The organism is Paenibacillus sp. FSL R5-0341, from assembly GCF_037975235.1.
Lineage (GTDB): Bacteria > Bacillota > Bacilli > Paenibacillales > Paenibacillaceae > Paenibacillus > Paenibacillus amylolyticus_A.
Map to the genome: position 1 here is coordinate 3,734,324 of NZ_CP150241.1, position 22,833 is coordinate 3,757,156.

General features: G+C 45.6%; 20 protein-coding genes. 1 reads left to right on the plus strand and 19 read right to left on the minus strand.

What is annotated here, in order from left to right; all coding sequences use genetic code 11:
• Positions 1 to 14: 14 nt before the first annotated feature.
• From MKX75_RS16635 to metH, 16 genes are all read right to left on the minus strand, one after another.
• Entirely contained in the window at positions 15 to 500 is a 486-nt protein-coding gene (locus tag MKX75_RS16635) for a hypothetical protein (protein ID WP_062834890.1), read from the minus strand.
• A gap of 62 nt (positions 501 to 562) precedes the next feature.
• Positions 563 to 2,629, minus strand: a complete 2,067-nt coding sequence (locus MKX75_RS16640) for a hypothetical protein (RefSeq protein ID WP_339166057.1) — start codon at positions 2,627 to 2,629, stop codon at positions 563 to 565.
• Positions 2,619 to 4,445, minus strand: coding sequence for an ATPase, T2SS/T4P/T4SS family (locus MKX75_RS16645; RefSeq protein WP_339166058.1), 1,827 nt, complete (start codon positions 4,443 to 4,445; stop codon positions 2,619 to 2,621). Before MKX75_RS16645 ends, MKX75_RS16640 begins: the two co-directional genes overlap by 11 nt.
• A gap of 7 nt (positions 4,446 to 4,452) precedes the next feature.
• Complete coding sequence (locus tag MKX75_RS16650) at positions 4,453 to 5,283, minus strand: hypothetical protein (RefSeq protein ID WP_339166059.1); 831 nt, start codon at positions 5,281 to 5,283, stop codon at positions 4,453 to 4,455.
• On the minus strand, positions 5,280 to 5,993 hold the full coding sequence (locus MKX75_RS16655; protein ID WP_339166061.1) for a hypothetical protein: 714 nt from the start codon (positions 5,991 to 5,993) through the stop codon (positions 5,280 to 5,282). Before MKX75_RS16655 ends, MKX75_RS16650 begins: the two co-directional genes overlap by 4 nt.
• A gap of 81 nt (positions 5,994 to 6,074) precedes the next feature.
• Positions 6,075 to 7,094 carry an SAF domain-containing protein gene (locus tag MKX75_RS16660; RefSeq protein ID WP_339166062.1) on the minus strand — a complete coding sequence of 340 codons (1,020 nt, stop codon included), beginning with the start codon at positions 7,092 to 7,094 and terminating at the stop codon, positions 6,075 to 6,077.
• A gap of 26 nt (positions 7,095 to 7,120) precedes the next feature.
• Positions 7,121 to 8,599 carry a serine/threonine protein kinase gene (locus tag MKX75_RS16665; protein WP_076331548.1) on the minus strand — a complete coding sequence of 493 codons (1,479 nt, stop codon included), beginning with the start codon at positions 8,597 to 8,599 and terminating at the stop codon, positions 7,121 to 7,123.
• Positions 8,600 to 8,826: 227 nt separating this feature from the next.
• Positions 8,827 to 9,876, minus strand: coding sequence for an SAM-dependent methyltransferase (locus tag MKX75_RS16670; protein WP_339166063.1), 1,050 nt, complete (start codon positions 9,874 to 9,876; stop codon positions 8,827 to 8,829).
• Positions 9,877 to 9,882: 6 nt separating this feature from the next.
• Positions 9,883 to 10,656 carry an ATP-binding cassette domain-containing protein gene (locus tag MKX75_RS16675; RefSeq protein ID WP_339170497.1) on the minus strand — a complete coding sequence of 258 codons (774 nt, stop codon included), beginning with the start codon at positions 10,654 to 10,656 and terminating at the stop codon, positions 9,883 to 9,885.
• Between the two features lie 2 nt (positions 10,657 to 10,658).
• Entirely contained in the window at positions 10,659 to 10,976 is a 318-nt protein-coding gene (locus tag MKX75_RS16680; RefSeq protein ID WP_062834898.1) for a thioredoxin family protein, read from the minus strand.
• Positions 10,976 to 11,314, minus strand: a complete 339-nt coding sequence (locus MKX75_RS16685) for a cyclic-phosphate processing receiver domain-containing protein (RefSeq protein WP_145148415.1) — start codon at positions 11,312 to 11,314, stop codon at positions 10,976 to 10,978. Before MKX75_RS16685 ends, MKX75_RS16680 begins: the two co-directional genes overlap by 1 nt.
• 19 nt (positions 11,315 to 11,333) lie before the next feature.
• The gene (locus MKX75_RS16690; protein ID WP_339166064.1) at positions 11,334 to 12,182 is read right to left on the minus strand and encodes a deoxyribonuclease IV; all 849 of its coding nucleotides are present in this window, start codon (positions 12,180 to 12,182) and stop codon (positions 11,334 to 11,336) included.
• On the minus strand, positions 12,172 to 12,993 hold the full coding sequence (locus MKX75_RS16695; RefSeq protein ID WP_062834901.1) for a DNA-formamidopyrimidine glycosylase family protein: 822 nt from the start codon (positions 12,991 to 12,993) through the stop codon (positions 12,172 to 12,174). Before MKX75_RS16695 ends, MKX75_RS16690 begins: the two co-directional genes overlap by 11 nt.
• A gap of 24 nt (positions 12,994 to 13,017) precedes the next feature.
• Positions 13,018 to 13,809 carry a TIGR01457 family HAD-type hydrolase gene (locus MKX75_RS16700; RefSeq protein WP_339166065.1) on the minus strand — a complete coding sequence of 264 codons (792 nt, stop codon included), beginning with the start codon at positions 13,807 to 13,809 and terminating at the stop codon, positions 13,018 to 13,020.
• Between the two features lie 356 nt (positions 13,810 to 14,165).
• On the minus strand, positions 14,166 to 15,104 hold the full coding sequence (gene rnz / locus MKX75_RS16705) for a ribonuclease Z (RefSeq protein ID WP_076331544.1): 939 nt from the start codon (positions 15,102 to 15,104) through the stop codon (positions 14,166 to 14,168).
• Positions 15,105 to 15,180: 76 nt separating this feature from the next.
• The gene (gene metH, locus MKX75_RS16710; RefSeq protein ID WP_145148421.1) at positions 15,181 to 18,621 is read right to left on the minus strand and encodes a methionine synthase; all 3,441 of its coding nucleotides are present in this window, start codon (positions 18,619 to 18,621) and stop codon (positions 15,181 to 15,183) included.
• Positions 18,622 to 18,800: 179 nt separating this feature from the next.
• Between metH and MKX75_RS16715 the strand changes: the two genes are divergently transcribed.
• Complete coding sequence (locus MKX75_RS16715) at positions 18,801 to 19,346, plus strand: cupin domain-containing protein (RefSeq protein ID WP_062834905.1); 546 nt, start codon at positions 18,801 to 18,803, stop codon at positions 19,344 to 19,346.
• 97 nt (positions 19,347 to 19,443) lie between these two features.
• Here MKX75_RS16715 and MKX75_RS16720 read toward each other — a convergent pair whose 3' ends face one another.
• The 3 genes from MKX75_RS16720 to MKX75_RS16730 form a co-directional block, all read right to left on the minus strand.
• Positions 19,444 to 20,118, minus strand: coding sequence for a GntR family transcriptional regulator (locus MKX75_RS16720; protein WP_076331542.1), 675 nt, complete (start codon positions 20,116 to 20,118; stop codon positions 19,444 to 19,446).
• Positions 20,119 to 20,220: 102 nt separating this feature from the next.
• Complete coding sequence (locus MKX75_RS16725) at positions 20,221 to 21,855, minus strand: extracellular solute-binding protein (protein ID WP_339166068.1); 1,635 nt, start codon at positions 21,853 to 21,855, stop codon at positions 20,221 to 20,223.
• 100 nt (positions 21,856 to 21,955) lie between these two features.
• Positions 21,956 to 22,828 carry a carbohydrate ABC transporter permease gene (locus MKX75_RS16730; RefSeq protein WP_036613592.1) on the minus strand — a complete coding sequence of 291 codons (873 nt, stop codon included), beginning with the start codon at positions 22,826 to 22,828 and terminating at the stop codon, positions 21,956 to 21,958.
• Positions 22,829 to 22,833: the final 5 nt, after the last annotated feature.

Sequence of the window (22,833 nt, forward strand, 5' to 3'; positions counted from 1 at the left end):
TAAACCAACTCCTGTCAGGATTGCTGGAAGATCAGCCCTCTTACCACGTTGGAACGGTCTTTTACAATAATTGCTTTGAATTTACCACTTGGATTGACGTATTGATTGTCTTTTTCACTCATGGTCTGGTTAATAATCCCCACTTTATCGTCAGGTGCAATAACCGAGCCGTAGTCCGCATTATTGAGATCCTGTGAAATATTTAATTGGTTGCCGTACCATTGACCCGCTTTATTTTTACCTGTAATAACTTGAATACCGAACTGATCCTTGTCCGCATATTTACGCAGCGCATTCGTTACCTGTGATCCACTGATGGTTGTTCCGTCATATACCGTAAATGCAGCCTGGGACAATTCGGTCTGGATATCAGCAAAATTGTTTTGGGCCGTCTTAGTTGCCTCCTGAGCCGAAATAAATAACAGAACTACAATTGTAATCAGAGCGATCGTTAAAAATATCCCTGCTGCCACCTTCAAAGCGCTTGATGCATTGTTCATGATAAATCCTCCCAAGTTATAAGTGATTAAACTATTTCAGACTGTTACACAGATGAATTGTGCTACAGTTTCTGAATTTGTTCATAATAAATGTTCATCTGCAAGAAGCTCATACCGACCAATGGAATGACCAGATACAAAAAGATAAGGGCATACATAGGTGTAAATCCGATGGTTCTACCCCATGATGCTTTTACATCAATCATTTTGCTGTATTCCTGCTTGCGTTGTTCAAAATAGAATGCCATCATGCTTTCAAGATCATCGAAGGCTTCACGTATTGAGATTTTGCCAAGGGCAAGCTGCAATTTATCCACCAGTCGCTGGAACTCGGGCAAACCCGCCTCTTCCTTTAATTGTTCAAGTGCAAGCTCTGGCCCATGTTCGAAATGCAACAAACATTTTTGCAGCGGACGCTTGAAAATGACGGCAAATCGATTAAGCCACTCCAATATCTCCTCCACAGACATCCGGTCCATCTCACGCAAAATGGAAATCACCGTCTGAAATTGATAGATTTCATGCCGCATATCCAACCTTCGCATTTTCCGCTGAAATAACATGAGCCATACGGGCATGTAGTACCCTGCTACACCCATGACAATCGCTATAATCATTTCCCACCAGCGTACATATTGCTTGTTATACACCTCTAGTTTTTGCATAATGCGCGCGATCGTCTCAGCCTGGGTATCATGGTCCAGCTGAACGGGAGAGAGCTGTTGTAACGCTTTGGAGATGTCTTCGTATGTAGCTCCTCGGTTCATTTCTACACTTTCCAGCACGGATTGATCCAAAGCTGTTTTTTCCTCGGCCTTCCTGAGGTCCGCTTCAGCCATTGCGCCAAACATTCGGTCATCCCGGATTGGATCATGCAAGATGTGGTTACGTTCAACCTGGTGCAACAGTAAGATACAGCCCATCGTAAGGACCAAACAACCTGCGAATAACATCACTCGACGAATGGCAAGCCATTCATATTTCAGCTCCGAGCTGCTCTCCCTCATCAGTCGTATCGTTTGGCTGTATTGTGTACTCCTAGGTTTCGCCGCAAACAACATCGCCATTTTCCGTATGAAGGTCTGCTTGTACAGAAACTGATCCAACCGTGAGTGCTTATGGCCTGACCGATAACGGGTCTCATCGTATTGTTGGAGCCTTTGCAAAAGCAAATAGGCAAGGATGATGATGACATAGATCGATATTTTAGTAACAAAACCGATTTTGCTGCGATAAAATTCATCCATCGTTGGAAAACTGACTCTTGCCCAGCGTTCGATCGGAGCGGTGAACAATACCGGAGCGAGTGCGATGATATTAAGTCCTTTGAGCAAGTAATCCAATTTATCACGCCGCAATATCTCCAAATGAATCTCCTGAGTTAGGTTACCAAGTCCTTTAAGATAAATAGAACCTTGTTCTCTGTCCTTATCCCCGAACTCCATGACCATATAGGAAACGCCTGCGAACCCTTTGAGAAAACGATTGGGAGCCACTTCATAATAACGCTCAAGAGCTTCATTCGGATCTGGAGAAGTTAGAGCTTCGTAGATCAGTCTTACTTGTTCCGCGGCTTCTCCTGTTCCTGCTTCAGCGGCTTCATAGAGCGCTTCTTCAACCATGCCATGCTGATGATACCGATGCCTTACATCTGCAAAGAGATCCAGCATCTGCACCAGCAACCTTTTCTCCATACGACTGAGGCACATATCCAGCACCAGGCTGTTTAGCACCACAGCACAGAGCACGGACAGTATTACAAAAGCGATACCCGGCTGCAGAAGAAACAGAATGACACTTATGCTTCCATATCCTCCCAGAATAATCAGAACCACTGTCATCGTCAGTCTGCGAAGTGAGGGCTCATCCCCAACGTGGCGGAATGAAATCCGCTTCTGCACTTGTAGAATATAGGCTGATAGCAGTGGGACTTTCATTCCGAAGCGGTAGGACTGTAACAAGAGTGCTCCCAGTCCTTTAAATCCCTTCCCTCCGGGAGTTAGAATAACGCCGGATTGGCTTGTTGGACCACCTCCTCTGCGACGTATCACACCTAAAACCAGAAGCGTGATCAGCAACCCTCCTGCACAAATACTTAATACGAGGAGCAGAATCCATTTAATTGTCATGCTGATCACCCCAGTGTTGCTTCATAAACTGTTCAAATCTCTCAGCATCCTGTAATGTCATCTGTTCTCGCATATCCATCATGCATCCCGAAGAGATTGGAGCTGTCGCAACGTATTCTCCATCTCTGTACTCCACAACATTACGAAATGAAAAACCTGCTCTCTCTTCCACGCTGTCACCTTGATTCGCACGAGGAAGACACTCCGTAATACGCTCAATATATCTTCGTCCCTCAGCGTCTTTCTTCATATGAACATCGAAATTGATCACACTTACAACCTGCTCCTCAGCAATATGTTCATGTTGGAACATGCCTGTTTTAAGTAGGGAATTACGCAGGGAGAAGACCAGATCACGAAATGTTTTGGCATGGTGGGTAAACAGAGTGAACAGACTGGCAACCTGGGACATTTGAATCATCCATGCAGCTACTTCATCGCTCGCAACCTCACCGAGAATATTGACGGTACCATCCGTCTTTTTCTGCAAATCAAGCCCTTGTTGACCTGAAATGTGTTCGGTCTCTCGGAAACTCAAAATATTACGTCGGCTATAGATCCGTCTTAATTGAAGTTCGAACGCCATCTCCTGCACCCGAAGGGTATACGATGCATAGATGTGTTTGACCATAGCCATAAGCAACGTTGTTTTACCAGATCCCTGTGCCCCGGTTACAGCTGTAATCCGGCTTCCTTTCATCAGGTATTGAAGCAATGTAATTGGCAGATCTGCGTTGTTACCCGTAACCAATTGTTCAAGTGAAGCATTCGGAATATCGAACTTCCGGACGAAGAACGCCCATGATTCTGCAAAAGGAGGACGAACCACAACGACACGGGAACCGTCTTTCATCTCATTCACTTTGTATCCACTTGCTTCCGACAACTGTCCCGGATAATTGTATTTGTATATATTCTGGCATACCCGTTTCAGTTCACGGATGCTGCCGAATGATAGAAAGGACAGATGAATGGACTTACCTTTATAGAAAACCCATACACTTTCCATCCCGCTCAGCGGTTCTTCATGTGCATCATCATCCAGTCCCTGATCCAGCAAATCATTCCATGATGCCGGTTTTCGAAATCCCATATTATGAACAGTATCCAGCATACCGCTGACACCACCACTGACGCCGTCAATACGTTGGTCTCTTATCTCATCAACAACCGAGAACCCTTTGTAGTGTTGGTAGATACGTTGCACGATGATATCCGTCTTTTCTCTGAATCCAAGCTCTCGATATTCGCATTCGAACACATACTGAATATCCTCCTCAGAGATATAATAACTCCCTCCGTCCTCCGAACCTTCCTCGATTCTCAGCCTGCCAAGATCGTAGGTATCAATCATTCGGGAAAGAGCATCCACACCGAATTGCTGTCGGTACAAATAGAACACGATTTCGAATCGGTCCTGAATCGTCAACAAATCTGGTTCTGCAAACAAAATAACTTCATCTACATTCGATTTGTTCAGGCCTATACTTCGGGTCAGCAGATCCCCTATCAGGTTTTTGACATATGTTTTGTCGCTGATACTGCCTGAAACACAACCTTTCAGGGCTTTTCTCATCTCAGCACGTTGATTGATTCTTCGACGATATTCTTCTTCGTGCAGACCCGCATCCGCGAGTTGACTATGACTAAGCTCATGAAGTGAGTTCTTCACCTTCTCAATCAACATATCAATTGTGAACGATTCCTGTTCAGGAATACGAGCATTCTTTTCACGAAGAAACGTTCTATACTTGAACCAGAGATAGGTCAGACACAGAATCAAAATTAAACTTATCCATATGGTATTCCAGAGCATTGGAGGTTCAGGCTCCCCTTTCCAGCCTCTTCAGAACCGTGCGCATTCCTGCGCCGTCCATAATCAGGCGAGCGAGTTCGCTCATGCTAGCAGCAAAGCTCCCTTTACGAGTATCCTTATTCTCGCTTAAACTTTCCAACTGCAAGTACTTAGCGACATCTCGCCGATTCATTGCATCCAGGTATCCGGTTGTGTACGGGATTGCAGATATCGAACCTTTGTATCTGAACCGGCGCCGAATATTGGAAAGCGTTGCGCGGGATTGCGGATCGTATTTGTTAATGACAACATGCATATTCTGTTTGTTCATTCGTTCTGGCAGGATTTCTTCAAAGAACAACTCCAGATTTCGCATATTTTGATCGAGATTAATGACAACATAGTCCGCTTGTTGCAGCTTGAGTTGCGAATCCACACCAGCATGATCCGCATCCAGAAGAACCAGATCATAATACTCGTTAGCTACATTCAGCAGCTTTTTTACAGTCTCACCATGTTCTTGCGGAGAACGTTCCATCTCATTCATTCTTCCGGTCAGGAAATCAAGTCTTTCCTTCAGAAGTGGCTTGGTATAATCCTTGAGATTGTGCTTGTTCAGGCTCCCGCTCGAATGCAGCCGTTCAACCGCATCCCATCCACCCTCTTCGAAGGAGAACACGGAATCTGTGGAATCCGCCTCATTGGACGGCAGAGCAGCTTCTGTACCAGTTCCGACAAGGCCTGTATTAACAAGTAACACTCTTGTCCTATAGTGAAGTGCCATGGCATAAGCACTAATTAATGTGCTTGAGGTACAACCTGTCCCTGCAAAAGGGCTCCAAAAGGTAATGGTGCTCATGCTCTCATCCTCTCTGCTTCTTTCATCGCACGACGACTGCGAACACTTTCCCAACCTGTTAACTGCTCGACCACGCGACACAACGATTTTTTGTAATTTCGTGACAAAGGTCCAAGATGAACTCTGCGATGATGCTCGTTCTCAAGCTTAACCGCCGCTGTTAACTCATCCCATGGAAGCACTAAGGATTCTCCTGTCCATACAAACGGGCTGCCCTCCAGATACGCCAACAGATAACGAGCTTCAAGCTTACAGTCGACCCCGTTAATGAAGAGCCGCTGAAATGACAACTCACCAGGCAATGACTGTTCTTCAAGCAACCGCTTCAACCAGCCCTTGCCACGTTCCAGATTGAACCGCTCATAATCACTCACCCAGACTCTTACATCAGCGTTCAGCCAAAGATTACGCGAAGCAAAGTGTGAGGTCTCCATGTCATATAACACATAGTCATAGCTGTCCAACCGCGCTCCATTTACTTCAAGATGATTCTCTACAGCTGCTGAAGTTACAAAATGACAAGCGATATCAAAACCTTCAAATTCCGTAATTCGCAAAGACTGCTGACTGTCCCCTACGCCGTATCCATACTTCTGTTGTAACGTTCCATCTACAAGCAAGACCCTGTTACCTGTCGAAGCCAGTATCTTGCAGAGATACTGCATCAGATCGTTCTTCTCACATAAACCTGCAAAGATCCATGTATGCATACATATCACGACTCCCTTCTATTTCTTTAATCCTTTGTTATCTGAATATATTAATGTGAAAACAAAACCTCAGATTCATCTCTACTCTCCACCCGTTAGCAGGCTCTGCTGTTCTGTTAGTGAAGCTTCAGCAGCATCATTTATGCTACCTGAATTAGCTCCTCCTCCGTTACCTGAACCATCATTCCACATTACGCCATCCGATGTTGCCGAATTATTCGCTGATGGGCGACTGTTATAGGTAACTGAGGATTGTGCCACATCCTGCTCAACCCCTTTTGACGGTGCTGTCATGGAAGCGGCCAGGGAACTTTCAAGCGAACTTCGCACTTGTCTGGATAACTCTTGTTCCGCTCGTCGAACAATATTCGGATCACTCTCCAACAGTTTTAACACTTCTGAATTGGCAGGATACGTTGCAATTGCAGGTGTCTGAAACTGTGGTTCTACATAGGTTAAGGCATAGATTGAAGCTTTATGTAAATAGGCATCTACAATTGCACTTGAGAGTGACAGAATCTCTTCCTCCGTCATCGTAATCCATAAGGTAGCTGCATTTAGTCGTTCCACTTTCTTTTTCGATAAGAGAACATAATCCTGTCCTGTGGGGAACTGGATACGAACATCAATAATATCTCCCTTTACGAGTGAGGACGGCAGTAGTACAACTTGCAGCTCTCGATTTCTTAAATCGGGCGGAGCCGGTGTATCCTCGTACACCATTTCGGTGGTAATCGCTGTTCCTTTTTTCAACTCTATTTTGGCCACTTGACCGTCCATCTGCTTGGTACTGGACCAGAGATTTCGGGGCGCCTGTGCATCCGGGACTGCAACGAGCTTCAGATCCTCAGGCAATATCGGTTCACCTGCTTCTATATCCCGAATGGTAACCCAGCCTTGTGCCCCCGAATTCCATTGTTGCTTTAATTCAGCTTCCTTTTCCTCATATGCCGATAAATAACGGGCTTCTACAGCTGATCTGACATCACCCATCGTTTTGACATTGTAAATAACATATCCTCCGAACACCAACCCTACAGCCCCTGCTCCGATAAGCCCGGCATAGATTAGTTGACGGCTTTGTTTTCTTAATTTAGACAAAAGAGGCTCTCCTTTCGTAATCTCCTCTAATCATGTACTTTCCTTCGTGAAAAGAACGAACGTTTCTTCGGTTGCTGTGCCATCATATGCGTTAAAATATGAGAAAACACTTTATCCATCTGTGCGTCCTTGTCAAAAGGGTCAATATGTAACGGCAGCCCATATACACTCGAAGTATCCAGAGCTTTACGAATGCGCTGAACTGCTTCACTTGCTGCCAGGGGCAAACAATAAATCCATTTCTCTTGAGGATACCGATGATGTGATCGAACAAAAGCCCCAATCTCCGCCTGTCTCCATTCGGCACCTGAGCCTATCACAATAGGCAGATCTGCACGCAAGAATTCTTCCAGCCGGTTCTGGTCCTGACCACTACCGAGATCCATCACGATGAATTGATAACTCCCCCCAAGCAAAGACAAAATATCCGCTCGCCCGGATTGTTTCCAATAATGAACACCATCCACTGCAAACTGTCTGCCTGTGGGCACCGGTTTACCTGCTTGAGCGATTTGTTGAATTCTTGCAAAGGATTGGGAGCGAGGTGACATTTCAATCACAGCTACTTTGAAGTTTTGCCTTTCGAGATAATGACTGATAGCTATAGCCGTGTGGGTAACCCCTACACCAGATGAAGCTCCCGTCAAGGCAATAACTCTTGTTCCACCATTCAGGGTCATCGTCCCGTCTCCACCCGGAGTTATTCCTCCAGGTATTCGGAGTAGTTCCTTCCGTACCTCATCTGCAGATTGGAATCGCTCTTCGGCGTTATACCTTAACAGTCTTCTCGCCACAGGAATATAGGTACGCGGTACATCACTTCGAATTGAGCTTTCCACTCCCTGAATCCATTCTGTATACGCACCACTTGTCATGAGATACAACAGTAATGCTCCGAGTCCATATAGATCGGAACGGGCATCGGTCTGTCCTGAGCCATATTGTTCAGGTGCAGCGAAACCAGCTGTTCCCAACTTGACCGTATCTTCGGCACTTTGCGCTTTGTAGCTTCTGGCGATGCCAAAATCAATTAATCTTACTTCATGTTCCGGCGTGATCATGATGTTTGATGGTTTCAGATCCCTATAGATGACAGGTGGATTCAGATTATGCAGATAACTCAACACATCCAGCAATTGAAGCATCAACTCCGTCAACTGCTCCATCGGGATCTTCCCACGACACTGCTTGAAATACTCACTAAGCGTTAACCCCTCGATGTATTCCATCACCAAGTACGTGTACCCATCTTCATCCGGGACAAAAAAATCAACGATTTGCGGCAATCTTGGATGGCGAAGGGATGTCAGCAGAGCAGCCTCCGTCTCCATACTGCCTTCATATGGCATAGCCGTTACACTTTCTTTTATTGCCCAGATCTTGCCCGGCAACTTCAGATCCTCCGCCTCGTATACATGGCTCATTCCACCTGTACCCAGAATGGATACGATACGATATCTACCTCCCAGCAGGCTTCCGCGTTCCAGCCTGGCCGGATGTCTCATATCAATTCCTCCTTCATTACACAACAAAAAAGGGAAAGCTTCACCGAAGAAGAACAGACCGGATATCCGGTTTCGTTCACTTCGGGATGCTTTCCCTCAGGTTTGTTATGGTTAATATTGGTATCATTATAGTACAGGCAGGAATAGATTGTAAAGCACAATATTTAATGGGCTTAATCGAATCAATTTCATAATACCTTTAGCTGCTTTAATCAAAGCTAGATCCCTTAATATTTGACCATATAGAGTGTAATCTCTTCCCGGTTATGGAACAACTGCTTGGAACGTTGAATTTGCATCCGTGAACGCTCAAACGTGTCAATCACATCTTTAATGAGCGCGAGCGGTTTTTTATGCAATAACTTCACAGTAACGATCGCTGTTCCCCCGGGTTGAAGGCTATAAAGAAGATCCGATACAAGTCGGCTCATCAGCTTCGGACTCCAACTCATGTCACATACGAGCAGATCGAATTCTCCTTCACGGAAACGAACATCCCCTGCATTTTTCTTCAAGAAAGTAAGTTTTGGTGATGCCAGTAGCGTCGCATCCATCTTCGCTGGATCTACCGCCGTTACTTCTAGCCCGCGTTCAAGCAGGAACGAGGTCCATCCACCTGGTGCAGCGCCGATATCAAGTGCTTTATGAAATGAAGTAAAGTCAATGCCAAACGTTTGCTCGGCTTCAAGCAATTTGAATTTGGCCCGTGAGATTTGTCCGTCTTCTTTTTGAAAACGTACGGCTCCCCCGCTCCAGTCTGACAGATTCTGTTCAGGTCTGGATACGCCAGCATACAACATATCATTCGCAGCAAATACGGAAATGACATATTCAGCATCACGTACAACCCATTCACAACCTAGATCATTCAGTTTATCTGTCAGCAATTGTTTCAATGAGGCCGCATTTTCTTGCCAAAAGGACCCTTCTGTCTTCCGTACCTGCAGCACGACAGGGGTGCCGGTCAGTTCCTTATGATTCATCACGAATGCAATCAATTTCTCGATAGACTGTTCCGAATCTTCTGTATTCTCCTGAAACTGAACAGGCTGAATATGACGTAAAAACGTTGGATACTCTGCCCAAAGCTTACCTGCAACTTCTTCCTCCGCTACAGGCAGACCCGCAAGCAAGATTTCTCCTGGTACAAGTACCGTGCTCTTGACCGCACCAAACGTACGGCGCAACTCTTCCTGAGCATAAGGGGCAAAGCCATGATTGGCTGTGCAGATAAAACGGGAGAAGTTGCCTTCTTCCCAAGACGATTGTGTACTCAAATTGTGTTACCCTCCAGAACGTACGCGTATCCACGGGCGACCGTCATCCCACTGGATATCGACCGGGACATCGTACGTATGCTTAATTGTATCTTGTGTCAAAACTTCATGCTTGGGGCCAGCCGCCGCAATACGTCCATCGCGGATCAAGGCCACATGCGTAAATAAAGGTACGATCTCTTCAACATGATGCGTTACGTAAACAACTGTAATGTTACGCTGGCGCAGACGAACAATCTCGGCCAGCATTTTCTCACGTTCATATAAGTCTAGCCCGGCACAAGGCTCGTCCATAATCAGCAATTTGGGCTCAGCCATTAATGAACGAGCAAGCATGACTTTTTTGCGCTCGCCTTGGGATAACGTTCCAAGGGGGTTGTTGGCCAGGTTGGCAAAGCCCATGTCATCTAGCAAACTCATTGCCTTTGCTTTGACTTCATCAGGAATTGTCTGATAAAAACGCAAAAAAGCATAAGCTCCTGTAGCGACAACCTCCCATACCGGATCTCTGGGTGTTAATTTCTCAATCAACGTTTGGCTAATATAGCCGATTTCCTTACGTACTTCCCTGACGTCACATTGTCCATACAGATTACCGAGTACTTCAATGCGTCCCTGGGTTGGAAACATATATCCGTTCATCATTTCCAGCAGCGTTGTTTTGCCAGAACCATTTCGACCCAGAATAACCCAATGTTCGCCTTGTTCAATACGCAAATGTACGTTATCCAAAATCTGATTTTCTTCTCGTCGAAGTGAGACATGTTCCATCGAAATTATACTCATTTCAGCACCGCCTTCCGGATCTCCGAGAGTAAATGCTCCACAGAGCTCATCCGATAAACCATTTTTGGAACATCTTGCTGGCCGTCAAATAGCATCACTGCTGGTACGCTTGAAATTTGAAATTGTTGTACAAGTTCAGGAATGTCATGAATGTTCATTTCGGATAAAATACCTTCCGGCAGCATGTGCTCAACGACCTCCAGCATACGCCGGGCTGCCGCACACGTCCCACATAAAGGGGTATATATAAATACAGCCTGTGGCATGCCTTCCCATACGCCGCGCATTAACATTTTAGATGTAATTGGCTTCATTAACTTTCTTCTCCCGCAGCAACACGCAGCATGACCTCACCCGTCATTGGACCATTATGAATGGTTACCGAATCCGGTTTATTGCTATATAACATCTCGTACATCTGGCGTTTCCCAAACATACTGGACGTATGCAAAAAGATTTCACGCGGAAATAAACCTTCTCGTACAATGGATGCCGCAACCTCACCGCCATTGGGTGAATCAGGACCAAGCTCATAATCCAAAGACAAAATGTCTACGTCACCTTCTCTTAGCAGCATCAGGCACTCTTCTGCATTCGTTGCCAGAACAAATCCTTTCGGACACGCCCGATAGTCATCCAAAAAAACATGCATACAATCGCTCCTCTCCCCATTATAACCAGGAACGCATGAGCGCTATATCATCATGGTGCGTTCCATCTTCGCCTGTTTCTGTCTCGAGCACAATAACCGATTTTTGGAACTCAGGCGCATTTAACAATGCTTTCATTGATTCATTTCCGATATAACCCTGTCCGATCCTCGCATGTCTATCCTTACACGAACCGGACGCATACTTGGAATCATTAAAATGTACAGCAACAACATGATCCCAGTATCCGAGCATCCTGCCCTTATCGAGCATCGACTCTTCGTTGCCTGACGACCACAAACCTGAAGCAAAAGCATGGCATGTGTCAAAACAAAAAGCAATATGCTCCGGATATCGGCTTAATTTGCGAATCTGTATCAGTTCTTCCATTGTCGTGCCCATCGGGCCATGATCACCTGCCTGATTTTCAAGCAAAACTTTCGAATGACCATCCCAATCCTCTAAGGCGGTATCCAGACAATGAATGAGGTTTTGATAGCCCTCCAGCGGATCATTCGTTTTGATATGTCCAAAATGGACTACCGTCCCGACAGAACCGCAAGCATTCGAAATTTCAAGGTCATTGCGAATAGAAGCTATCGTAGCATGAAAACCCGCCTCTCCACGGGTCATGCCCAACGCCGGATTCGTGGGATAGGGTGAATGTGCAATCGAAGCAAGACCCTGCTGTTCACACCAATCCCTGCACTGCTCAGCATCCTTGAGATCCAGAATTTTCAGACCAAGGCTACGCGGGTTCTTCGGAAAATACTGAAATGCCGTTGCCCCCATCTCGTAAGCTCTCTTGGCTGCCTGGAGAAATCCGCCTCTGGTGCTGACATGTGCCCCGATTCCGGTTTTAGGCCTCATGCTGGCATTTCGGACAGAAGAACGCCTTCTTGCCCGTAATTTCCACTCGTTCAATCGTTCCCCCGCAGCGCGGACAAGTCTCGCCTTCCCGATCGTACACCCGACATTGCTCGTCAAAGCTTCCTGTCTTGGTGTCCCCTTGCATTAGTGGCATTTCCATATAACCACCCTCAGAAGCTGCTTCGCGCAACACGGACTGCATCGAATGGAACAAGCGTTCCGTCAGCTCTGGTGAAGTCGCGATGTTCTGCGTTTTGGAGCTTGGTCTCAGACCGGCAGCAAAGGCAATTTCATCCGAATAACAGTTGCCGATCCCCGCAATAATATGCTGGTTTACCAACGTTGTCTTGAGCGTACCGCGACGCCCTTTCAACAGAGAAGCAAAACGTTCTAGGTTCATCCGTCGATCCAAAGGTTCAGGTCCAAGATCAGACATCGCCTCTTCCGTTTCTTTCGAAGTAAGCAGGTGTAAATAACCCAAGCGCAGCCCGATAAAGAATAAAATGTGATCGCCAAACTGGATTTCCACCTGTGTGGAACGATCAGGGCGCTCCTCTTCCGTGCCCCAGAAAATCATACCACCCAACATGAGGTGCAGCACCAGACGTTTGCCATTAGCCAAGTGGAAAATCAGATGCTTCGCTCGGCGCTCAACAAATATGATGCGATTGCCTGTAAGTTCACTGATGAACAGATCAGGCTCCGTGTTTATCGTTTTATCGCGATTAATCACAACACCTGTAATTGGTAGATCAAGTATTTTCTCGGACAGCAAGGTCCGGTAGTTTTCCATTTCCGGCAGTTCCGGCATCATACATTACCCCTTTTTGGAAGCTTAGTCTGTCTGTTGCGACAGCCACTCCATCAATTTATGCAAATCTTCAAACACATGATCAGGTCGAGCCTTGGCTGCTTGAATGTGTCCATCCATATTATCTCGTGTTGTCACACCAGTAAGTACCAACAGCGTCTCACATCCTGCTGCCACTCCAGCTGCAATATCGGTACGCATATTGTCTCCGATCACTGCTACTTCATGAGACGCCAGGTTCAGCCGGCTAATGGCTGACTTCATTATAACACTCGATGGCTTGCCAATAACGGTAGGATGAACTCCGGTTGCCGCTTCAATCGCTGCTCCAATAGTTCCGGCTCCAGGCGTCAATCCGTCATCCGAAGGGAGCTGCAGATCAGGGTTGGTCATGATGAATTTTGATCCCGCATTAATCCACCTTAGCGCCTTGGTCAGTTTCTGATAGGAAAATTCACGATCAATCCCCTGTATCACGTAATCTGGTGCATCTTCAGTCAGCTGTAGTCCTGCTTCTTCTATGGCTTGCAACAATCCTGCTTCGCCAATACATGCCACTCTTGCACCCGGTGACTCTTTAGCAACGTATTCAGCAGCTGCCACAGCAGAAGTACATACCTGAGACGCGTCGGCAGGTATACCCATCCCGTTCAGATGATCTGCCACACCTTGTGGAGTGCGAGAAGAATTATTGGTTACGAATAAATACGGCTTTCCTAGCTCTTGCAGTGTTCGAATAAGCTGATCGGCTCCTTCGATACGATGTCTGCCATGATAGAGCGTACCATCCAAATCAATCAGATAGGCCTTAATCACACACAGCACTTCCTTTCTTTATTCCATTAACGTTTCATGTCCTTAATCATTTACCTCGAACTTGACCGCTAACCTATGTATTCAGGCAAAAAATAATGGCTTGCTGACATGTGCACGCAACAAGTCGAACCGGATCGAACACCGACGGTTTAGCTCGCGCGTCTTCTGTACAAGCTTGTCATTTCCTGCGCTTTCCCGGAAAATAATTTGAATCATTTCCCTCTTCATATTGCCCATCCTACACGCTTTCTGACCAGATTGCAAAAGGGACCGCGGGAGTTCTTCTCCCTCAGTCCCGTGCAAATACCCGGTTCTTCATATGACGTGTTTAGCCGTGCACTGGTTCGCATTCATGGTTAAGTTTCTTGCTTGCGATGCACGACAGGAATAAGCTGGTGTTCGTTTGCAAGTCTGGTATTGGGGAATACGGACTGTGCTTCTTCCAAAAGTGGCTGCAGTTGATCTTCATCTTTATAACGAGAGCTGAAGTGAGTCATGATCAATTGCCCGACATTCGCTGCTCTAGCCGCTTCTGCCGCTTGTTTTGAAGTACTATGATAGTACTCATGCGCTGTATCGGCCAGATCATGCATGAATGTAGCTTCATGTACAAGTACATCTGCATTGATGGACAGAGGCTGTACATTGTCACATGGACGAGTATCACCCAATATGGTGATCACCATGCCGCGTTTTGGCGCTCCCAATACATCTTCTGGACGAAGCGACTGACCGTTATCCAGCGTAATGGTTTCTCCACGTTTCAGTCGGCCGAACAATGGGCCTGGTTTCAAACCATATTCCGCCAATTTGGCTGGGTCCAGGCTGCCTGGACGATCTTTTTCCGTGATCCGGTATCCATAGCTGTCAATCCGATGCTCAAGCAAAGCAGCTTCCACGATAAAACTGTCATCTTCAAAGAGTACGCCGCCCGTATGTTCCACGATATTCAACTCATAGTTAACCCGGGATTGGCTAAGCTCCATTGTTGTACTAATCATTCGATCCGTACCTGGCGGACCATATACCGTTAATGGTGTGGTGCCACCTTGATAGGCTCTGCTTGAAAGCAGTCCTGGAAGTCCAAATACATGATCACCATGCAGGTGAGTAATGAATATTTTCTCCAATTTGCTTAGTTTAAGCGGAGAACTTAAAATCTGGTGCTGTGTTCCTTCCCCGCAGTCAAACAACCACAAAGCTCTGCGTTCATCCAACATGCGTAGCCCAATGGAAGTTACATTCCGTTGAAGCGTAGGTACACCAGCATTAGTTCCCAGGAAATATAGTTCCATTCTGGATCGCACCTCTTTCTGTTGCCAGCAAAAAACCTCCGACAATGCGGAGGGCTTTGCCTGACACTCTACTGATTTATGCCTTTTCTACGTTAAAATACTTGGCTTGCGGATGGCTGAACACCATCGCTGATACAGATGCTTCAGGTTCCATCATGAAACCTTCCGTCAATTCCACACCGATATCCTCAGGCTGTAGCAACTTGAACAACGGCCCTTGATCTTCCAGATCCGGACAAGCCGGATATCCAAAGGATACCCTGATCCCCTGATAACGTGCACCATGACGTTGCTTCATGGTCATCTGAGCAGAATCAGGGAATCCCCAGATATCTCTCATCATATGATGCACACGCTCAGCTAATCCCTCTGCTACCTCGAGTGCTACGGATTGCAGAGCATGCGAGCGAAGGTAATCCCCTTGATCTTTCCACGCTGTGGATAGTTCACGCACACCATGTCCGGCAGTAACAACCATGAAACCAACGTAATCCATCTGACCGGATTCAACAGGCTTCAGGAAGTCGGACAGGCATAGGAACGGCTCGACTTTTTGACGTGGGAACGTAAAGGTATGCAAAATATTACTTGTATCCTTTGGATCATAGATAATGACGCTGTTTCCACTGGACTGAGCTGGGAAGAAACGATACATGGCATGCGCCTGAATAATCCCGTCACGAACAGCCTCTTGCATGATATCATCCACGACTGCTTTCAGATCGGTAGCCTTCTTATCACCTGAAGCAAGCAGTTGTTCTACTGAACCGCGCAACCCCAGATGGTGTCCAAGCAACATCTGCATGTTCACGTATGGCAGGATATGTGATAACGGATAGTTGCGCATCGTATGACGCTCCAGATCAGGCGGTACAAGAACCGGATTATCTACAGCAATATCCGAACGCTCCACTCGCGTAAGCTCTGGAAGAGCCTGAACAGCTACAGCACCTGAAGCATCAGCTTCTTTTTCAGCTTCCATCTCCAGTTGCATCGCTTCACGTGTAACGGGATTCATCAATTTGTTCGCCAGATCCAGACCATCCATCGCATCTTTAGCATATACAACCATTCCGTTATATTCAGGACGGATACGATTTTTGGTGAATTTACGTGTCAACGCCGCTCCGCCAACCATAATAGGTACATCAATACCTGCTGTTCGCAAATCCTGAGCGGTAAGAATCATCTGTTGCGCTGATTTTACCAATAGACCCGAGAGGCCGATCGCATCGACTTTTTCTTCTCGGTACGCCTCAATGATACGTTCTGGTGGTACTTTTATACCCAAATTAATGATACGGTAACCGTTATTGGACAGGATGATCTCTACCAGGTTCTTGCCGATGTCATGCACATCACCCTTGACCGTGGCCAGAATGATTTTGCCTTTAACCGAAGTTTCGTTCTTCTCCATGAACTGCTCCAGATATGCTACAGAAGCCTTCATCACTTCCGCACTCTGCAACACCTCAGCTACAATCAACTCATTGTTGTTAAAGAGACGACCTACTTCCTCCATACCCCGCATCAGTGGACCGTTAATCACTTGAAGTGCTGTGTATTTGGCAAGTGCCTGTTCAAGATCCGGCAGCAATCCTTCTTTGCTTCCTTCCACAACATATGAAGCAAGACGCTCTTCTAATGAAAGGTTCGAGATTTTTTCCTTCTTCTCAACCTTCTTATTACGGAACGCCGCTACAAACGCCGCAAGTGTTTCATCATTCGTGTTATATAAAAGCTCTTCCGAGAGCCTACGTTCTTCTTCAGGAATGGATGCATAACGCTCCAATTTCTCTGTGTTTACGATGGCATAGTCGAGACCTGCTTTGGTACATTCATACAAAAATACAGAGTTCAGCACTTCACGGCCTGCTTCTGGCAGTCCGAATGAAATGTTACTGATCCCGAGTATCGTATGACATTCTGGCATCGCTTCCTTAATCACTCTTATACCTTCAATGGTTTCTTTGGCTGAACCGATGTACTGTTCATCTCCCGTACCTACCGGGAACACCAACGTATCGAAAATGAGGTCTTCTGGTTTCAGTCCATACTTGTTCACCAGCAGATCGTAAGAGCGTTTGGCTACGTCCAGTTTGTCCTCCCGACTAATCGCCTGACCCCGTTCATCAATCGTTCCGACGACAACCGCACCACCGTACTTATGAAGCAACGGCGTGATCAGCTCAAATTTCTCTTCGCCATCCTCAAGGTTAATGGAGTTAATTATCGCTTTACCTTGAGAGTACTGGAGGGCCAGATCGATTACGGAAGCATCTGTTGTATCGATCATGAGAGGTACTTTTACTTTTTTCACAACCAGTTCAAGGAACTTCACCATGTCTTCAGACTCTTCGCGGTCCGGGTCTTGTACACACACGTCGACAATATGCGCTCCATTTTTCACTTGAGCACGAGCAATTTCTGAAGCTTCTTCATATTTTCCTTCTACAATAAGTCGTTTAAATTTCCGTGAACCCAATACATTCGTACGCTCACCAACCATGTATGGACGATTGTCCTGCTCGATATAGATCGGTTCTATACCGGACAACGCAGGTGGATGTGTTCCGTTCATTTCTCTTGGGGGGTACTGGGCAAGTGTATCGCGCATAGCCCGAATATGTGCAGGGGTTGTCCCGCAACATCCACCAGCGATATTCAACCAGCCCTGTTCGGCAAAAGCACCAATCTTCTGAGCAAGCGAGTCTGGTGACTCATGGTAATTACCGTTCTCATCAGGAAGTCCTGCGTTCGGGTAACAACTAACGGCAACCGATGCCATTCCGGAAAGCGAACGAATGTGATCACGCATGAACTCCGGACCTGTAGCACAGTTTAGTCCTACCGAAATTGGGTTAAGGTGTTCTAAGGATATATAAAAGGATTCGATGTTCTGACCCGCAAGGGTCGTTCCCATCGGTTCTATCGTTCCTGATATCATCAGGGGCAGTGTAACACCACTCTGTTCGAAGGCCTGCTGAATTCCAATGCTGCCTGCTTTTACATTGAGGGTATCCTGTGAGGTTTCAAGCAGTAGCGCATCAACGCCTCCCTCTATTAAAGCAAGCGCTTGCTCCAAATAACTGTCGATAAGTTCCTGGAACGTTACGCCTCCAGTTACAGACAGTGTTTTGGTTGTTGGTCCCATCGCACCTACCACATAACGTGGAGATTCCGGTGTAGAGAAACGATCAACTGCAGCTTTCGCAATTCTAGCTGCTTCCAGGTTAATCTCGCGTGCCCGATCCTGAATATCGTATTCAGCAAGCACGACAGATGTCGCACCAAATGTATTGGTTTCAATTAAATCGGCGCCGGCCTCCAGATACTCTTCATGAATGCGCTGGATCAGCTCTGGACGAGTAAGCACCAACATTTCATTACATCCATCCAAATCTTCGCCACCAAAATCTTCGCCAGTCAGATCAACTTGTTGAATCATGGTCCCCATTGCACCGTCGAGGATTAATATTCGTTGTTTTAATGCTTCGTGTAGACTAATCTTATCCAATATCTTCACCCCCGCAAAACGTTAAATCTTAGTTTAACAGAAACTAACTTAATGTGAAAGATCGGGTTTTCTCCCGAAAGATGGCGGGTTTGCTCGAATATGAACGGAATTTGAGAATCGACAAAAACAGAGCAATCCGATATAATTCAATTAAACCAAGTGGAAAAGAGGGAAAGAACATGGCTGAAATTGTAATCCGAAATACGAACGAACGCATCACTGGTGACGAAAACGTTCGAAATTTCTTGAACAAATACGAAGTATTATATGAGAAGTGGGACGCATCCAAACTGAACACGGATCTGCAAAATAACTTTGGATTGACTGATGATCAGAAAGCCGAAGTTTTGGAAACTTACGATTATGAAATCAGAGATTTGGCTGCACGTCGCGGATACCAAATCTGGGATGTCATCACGCTGTCTGAACAAACACCAGATATCGAAGAAAAGCTGGCCAAGTTCGAAGAGATCCACACCCACGCTGAAGATGAAATCCGGGCGATTGTCGCTGGTAAAGGAATCTTTGTTATCAAAGCTACAGATGATGTGGGCTACTTTAATGTAGAACTGTCTCCTGGAGACGTCATCTCTGTACCTGAGAATACACCGCACTTCTTCACTTTAATGGAGAACAAACAAATTATTGCTGTACGTCTGTTCATCGAAAAAGATGGCTGGATTGCAGATCCATACCCTGATCCTACATTTATCAAACAAGCATAACACTCTCGTGTGACGACCTGCTTAACCGAAAACCCCTGTTCAATTGAACAGGGGTTTTCGCATATGCATATGGAGAGTATTATACAACATCGGTGCATTATATAAAATAATGCGGGTATTTCGCTTTTATCGATTCCTGTTCAATAACAACCAGTCTGAGATGAGCTTCCATCACCTGAACCGCTTGCTCCGTCTTGCGCTCTGTGATAAGGCGATAAATCTCTTTGTGTTGAGAGATAATGACCTCCAGGTTGGAGTCTTCCGCTAGACGTAATAAACGCAACCGATTAAACGGAATATTCAGCTGTTGCAACATTTTCCACGTTCTCAGCTTACCCGTACCCTGGAACAAAATCTGATGAAACTCTTCATCCAGTTCGAACAGTCGATAGAAATTGTTTTTCCCTATACATACTTCCTGCATAGCAATGTTGGTTTCGAGTCTAAATCTAAACTCTTCAGGAAAAGAAGCGCAAGCCAACGTCACGATTTCCTTCTCCATCTTTTCCCGCATAAACCTGCCTTCTTCCACATGCTCGAGATTAATATGAGAGACGATCGTTCCACTCTGTGGAATAATGTCCAGCAGTTCTTCTTCAGCAAGCTTCATGAATGCTTCTCGCACAGGTGTTCTGCTCACCTGCAGTTCATCTGCAATCTCTTTCTCTGAAATCTTGGTACCCGGCTTAAGTTCCAGATGAAGAATTCGTTCTTTTAACAGGTTATATGAATATGCCCGGGTCGAGCCTCTAATTTTTTGATTAAGTGACATGCCTAGACCTCTTTCTCTCAGCCGTATTCATTTATCTTAGCACAAATTACCGTTCCACTTAAATATCGGCGTGAAACGGTAATCCGGCCAGCATCAACTATATTATTGCTTGTTTTCTTTATAGGCTTGGTACGTGTCATTGGCCAGCTTCAGATAATTGGTTAGCCCCTGACTGTCCAGCTCTTTGGCAAACGTATCGAATTCAGACAAGTTCCGTTCACCCAAAATAAATTTAAGTGTATTCTGGTCAGAGTAGTCTTTCAGTGGTGTACTCAGAAGTGTCACCCGTTCACGGTCCTCGGAAGAGTATGGAATTGGTGGTTCTGCCGGGATAACTTCCTTGGTATCCTTCATGTCTTGCTGGAACTTCAACTCTTCTTCACTAAACATCGATTGCAGCAGATCTGTGGTTCCTCCGTAGGCAAATACACCACCAGAGAAGCCAAAGTCAATACGCAGATCCTTCGTACCTTTTGGATTCAAACCATTGTAATTCACGTCTTCTACCAATTTACGTGTTCCGCCCTCTTTGGTGAATGTTTCGCCTTCTACGCCCCACTTGGCAAACTCTTGACCTTCATCACTGTAATATAGCCAATCAACAAATTGCATAATGGCTTTGAAATTTTCACTCTTTTGTATTTTCCCAGATATCATGACACCGTTTTCAAGTCTGGACCCTGACATCAGCTGGCCTTTTGGCCCACCTGGTACTGTAATCTTCGCAACCGAGAATTTACCCTCTCCGAGCGTTTTGTTCATATCATTTCGGTGCAATACAACGGTCTGGGAATTACCATTAATCATGAATGATTTGCCGGATACAAATTTCTGTACAGCCTGATCATCATCCTGTGTAAAACTTTCCTTATCGAGCAGCCCTTCGGATACCAACTTGTTAAAATACGTTAGCATCTCTTTGTATTCTGGTGTTGTAGCCGTGTACACAAATTGATCTTGATCTTCCTTATACGTCAATCCGTTACCAAAACCCCATCCACCCTTGGTACCAAAGCCAGTAGCAGCGATGTTCAACGTACTATTGAATTGGAATCGGTCCGAAAATGGAATGGAATCGGGATAGATCTCTTTCAGTTTTTTGGCTGCATCATACAATTCGTCCCATGTGGTCGGGATAGCGATGTTATTTTCCTCAAAGACATCCGTTCTTACAAGCAGCGTATAATCCGGCCATACTTCTTCATGCAGACCTGGAAGTACATAGTACTTTCCATCTTCCTGTCGAAGTCCTTCGAGTTCATCTTCCAAACCCCATTTCTCCACTTTATCCTTGAAGTTCGGCATCAAATCAATATAATCGCTAATCGGCAAGATCGCACCGGAAGATACAAATGCAGACTCTTCACCTGGATAGGTTTTAGGAATAACCAGTGGTGCATCACCAGAGCTAATCAACAGAGATCTCTTCTGAGAATAATCGCTCATCGGTACAATCGTTGGCTCAAGCGTAACACCCGTCAGTTCGGTAATTTTATCAAAAAGCAACCAGTCTTTTTTATATGGATAACTAGGTTGATCACTATAAAGTATGGAGAGATTAAACGGCTCAGTCGCCTTGAATGTATCTCCTACATTGTACGTCTCCATTGCAGCGTTGGTCTGAACTTCTGTGACGTCACCTCCAGCACCAGTACCGCTACTACATGCAGCCAGAACGACGGTCATCATTGTTGCCAAAACCATTTTACCGACAAACTTACGTGGCTTTTGATTCATTTAGGTTATCCCCCTGAATTTGGTTTAGGTTGACCTTGCCTTAGAACTTTCTAAGCTACCTTTAAAAGTTAATCATGTGAATCATTCTGTCTGCTAAGCATTACTGTTTAACAGACCCCAACATGATACCGGTTACAAAGTATCTTTGCACAAATGGATAGATGGTGAGTATCGGCAAGATGGTTAATACCATCGTTACTGACTTAATATTGGCAGCAATCTGTGTCAGGTTATCAGCTGAGGTTGCACCGGCAGAAGCCCCGCTGGTCGCTCCAGCAATCATGTTGCGCAAATAAATGGTGACCGGGAACAGTTCTTTTTTATCCAAATACAGAAAGGCTGGGAACCAGGAGTTCCAATGACCTACTGCGTAGAACAGTACCATGGTTGCCATAACGGCTTTACTCAGCGGCAAGATAATGCGTAACAAGATTCCGTAGGTATTTAACCCATCAATGGAGGCAGCTTCCTCCAGTTCTTCAGGCATATTTTCAAAAAATGACTTCATGATCAACATGTTGTATATGCTAATTGCGCCAGGAACAACAAGCGCCCACATGGTGTTATTGAATCCAAGGGAATTAATCAAGACATAGTTTGGAATCAATCCACCACTGAAGAACATCGTGAACACGGCGAACATTGTCAAAAACTTGCGGCCCATCAACCTCTTTTTGGATAAGGCATAGGCGAAGATAGTTGTCATGAACATCGAAATCAACGTACCTACCACGGTGTAAATAATCGTATTTTTATAATTGGTCCAGAACATACTGTCACGTGAGATGGTCTTGTATGTCTCCACATTGAATCCTCTTGGGAACAAACTTACTTTGCCTGAGTTAATATAGGACTCACTACTGAAGGATTGTGCTACGACATTCAAGAATGGATAGAGCGTTATAAATACCACGAACAGCAGAAAGATGACATTAAATACTTTAAATACCTTGTAAGATCTGGATTCCTGCATGGTGC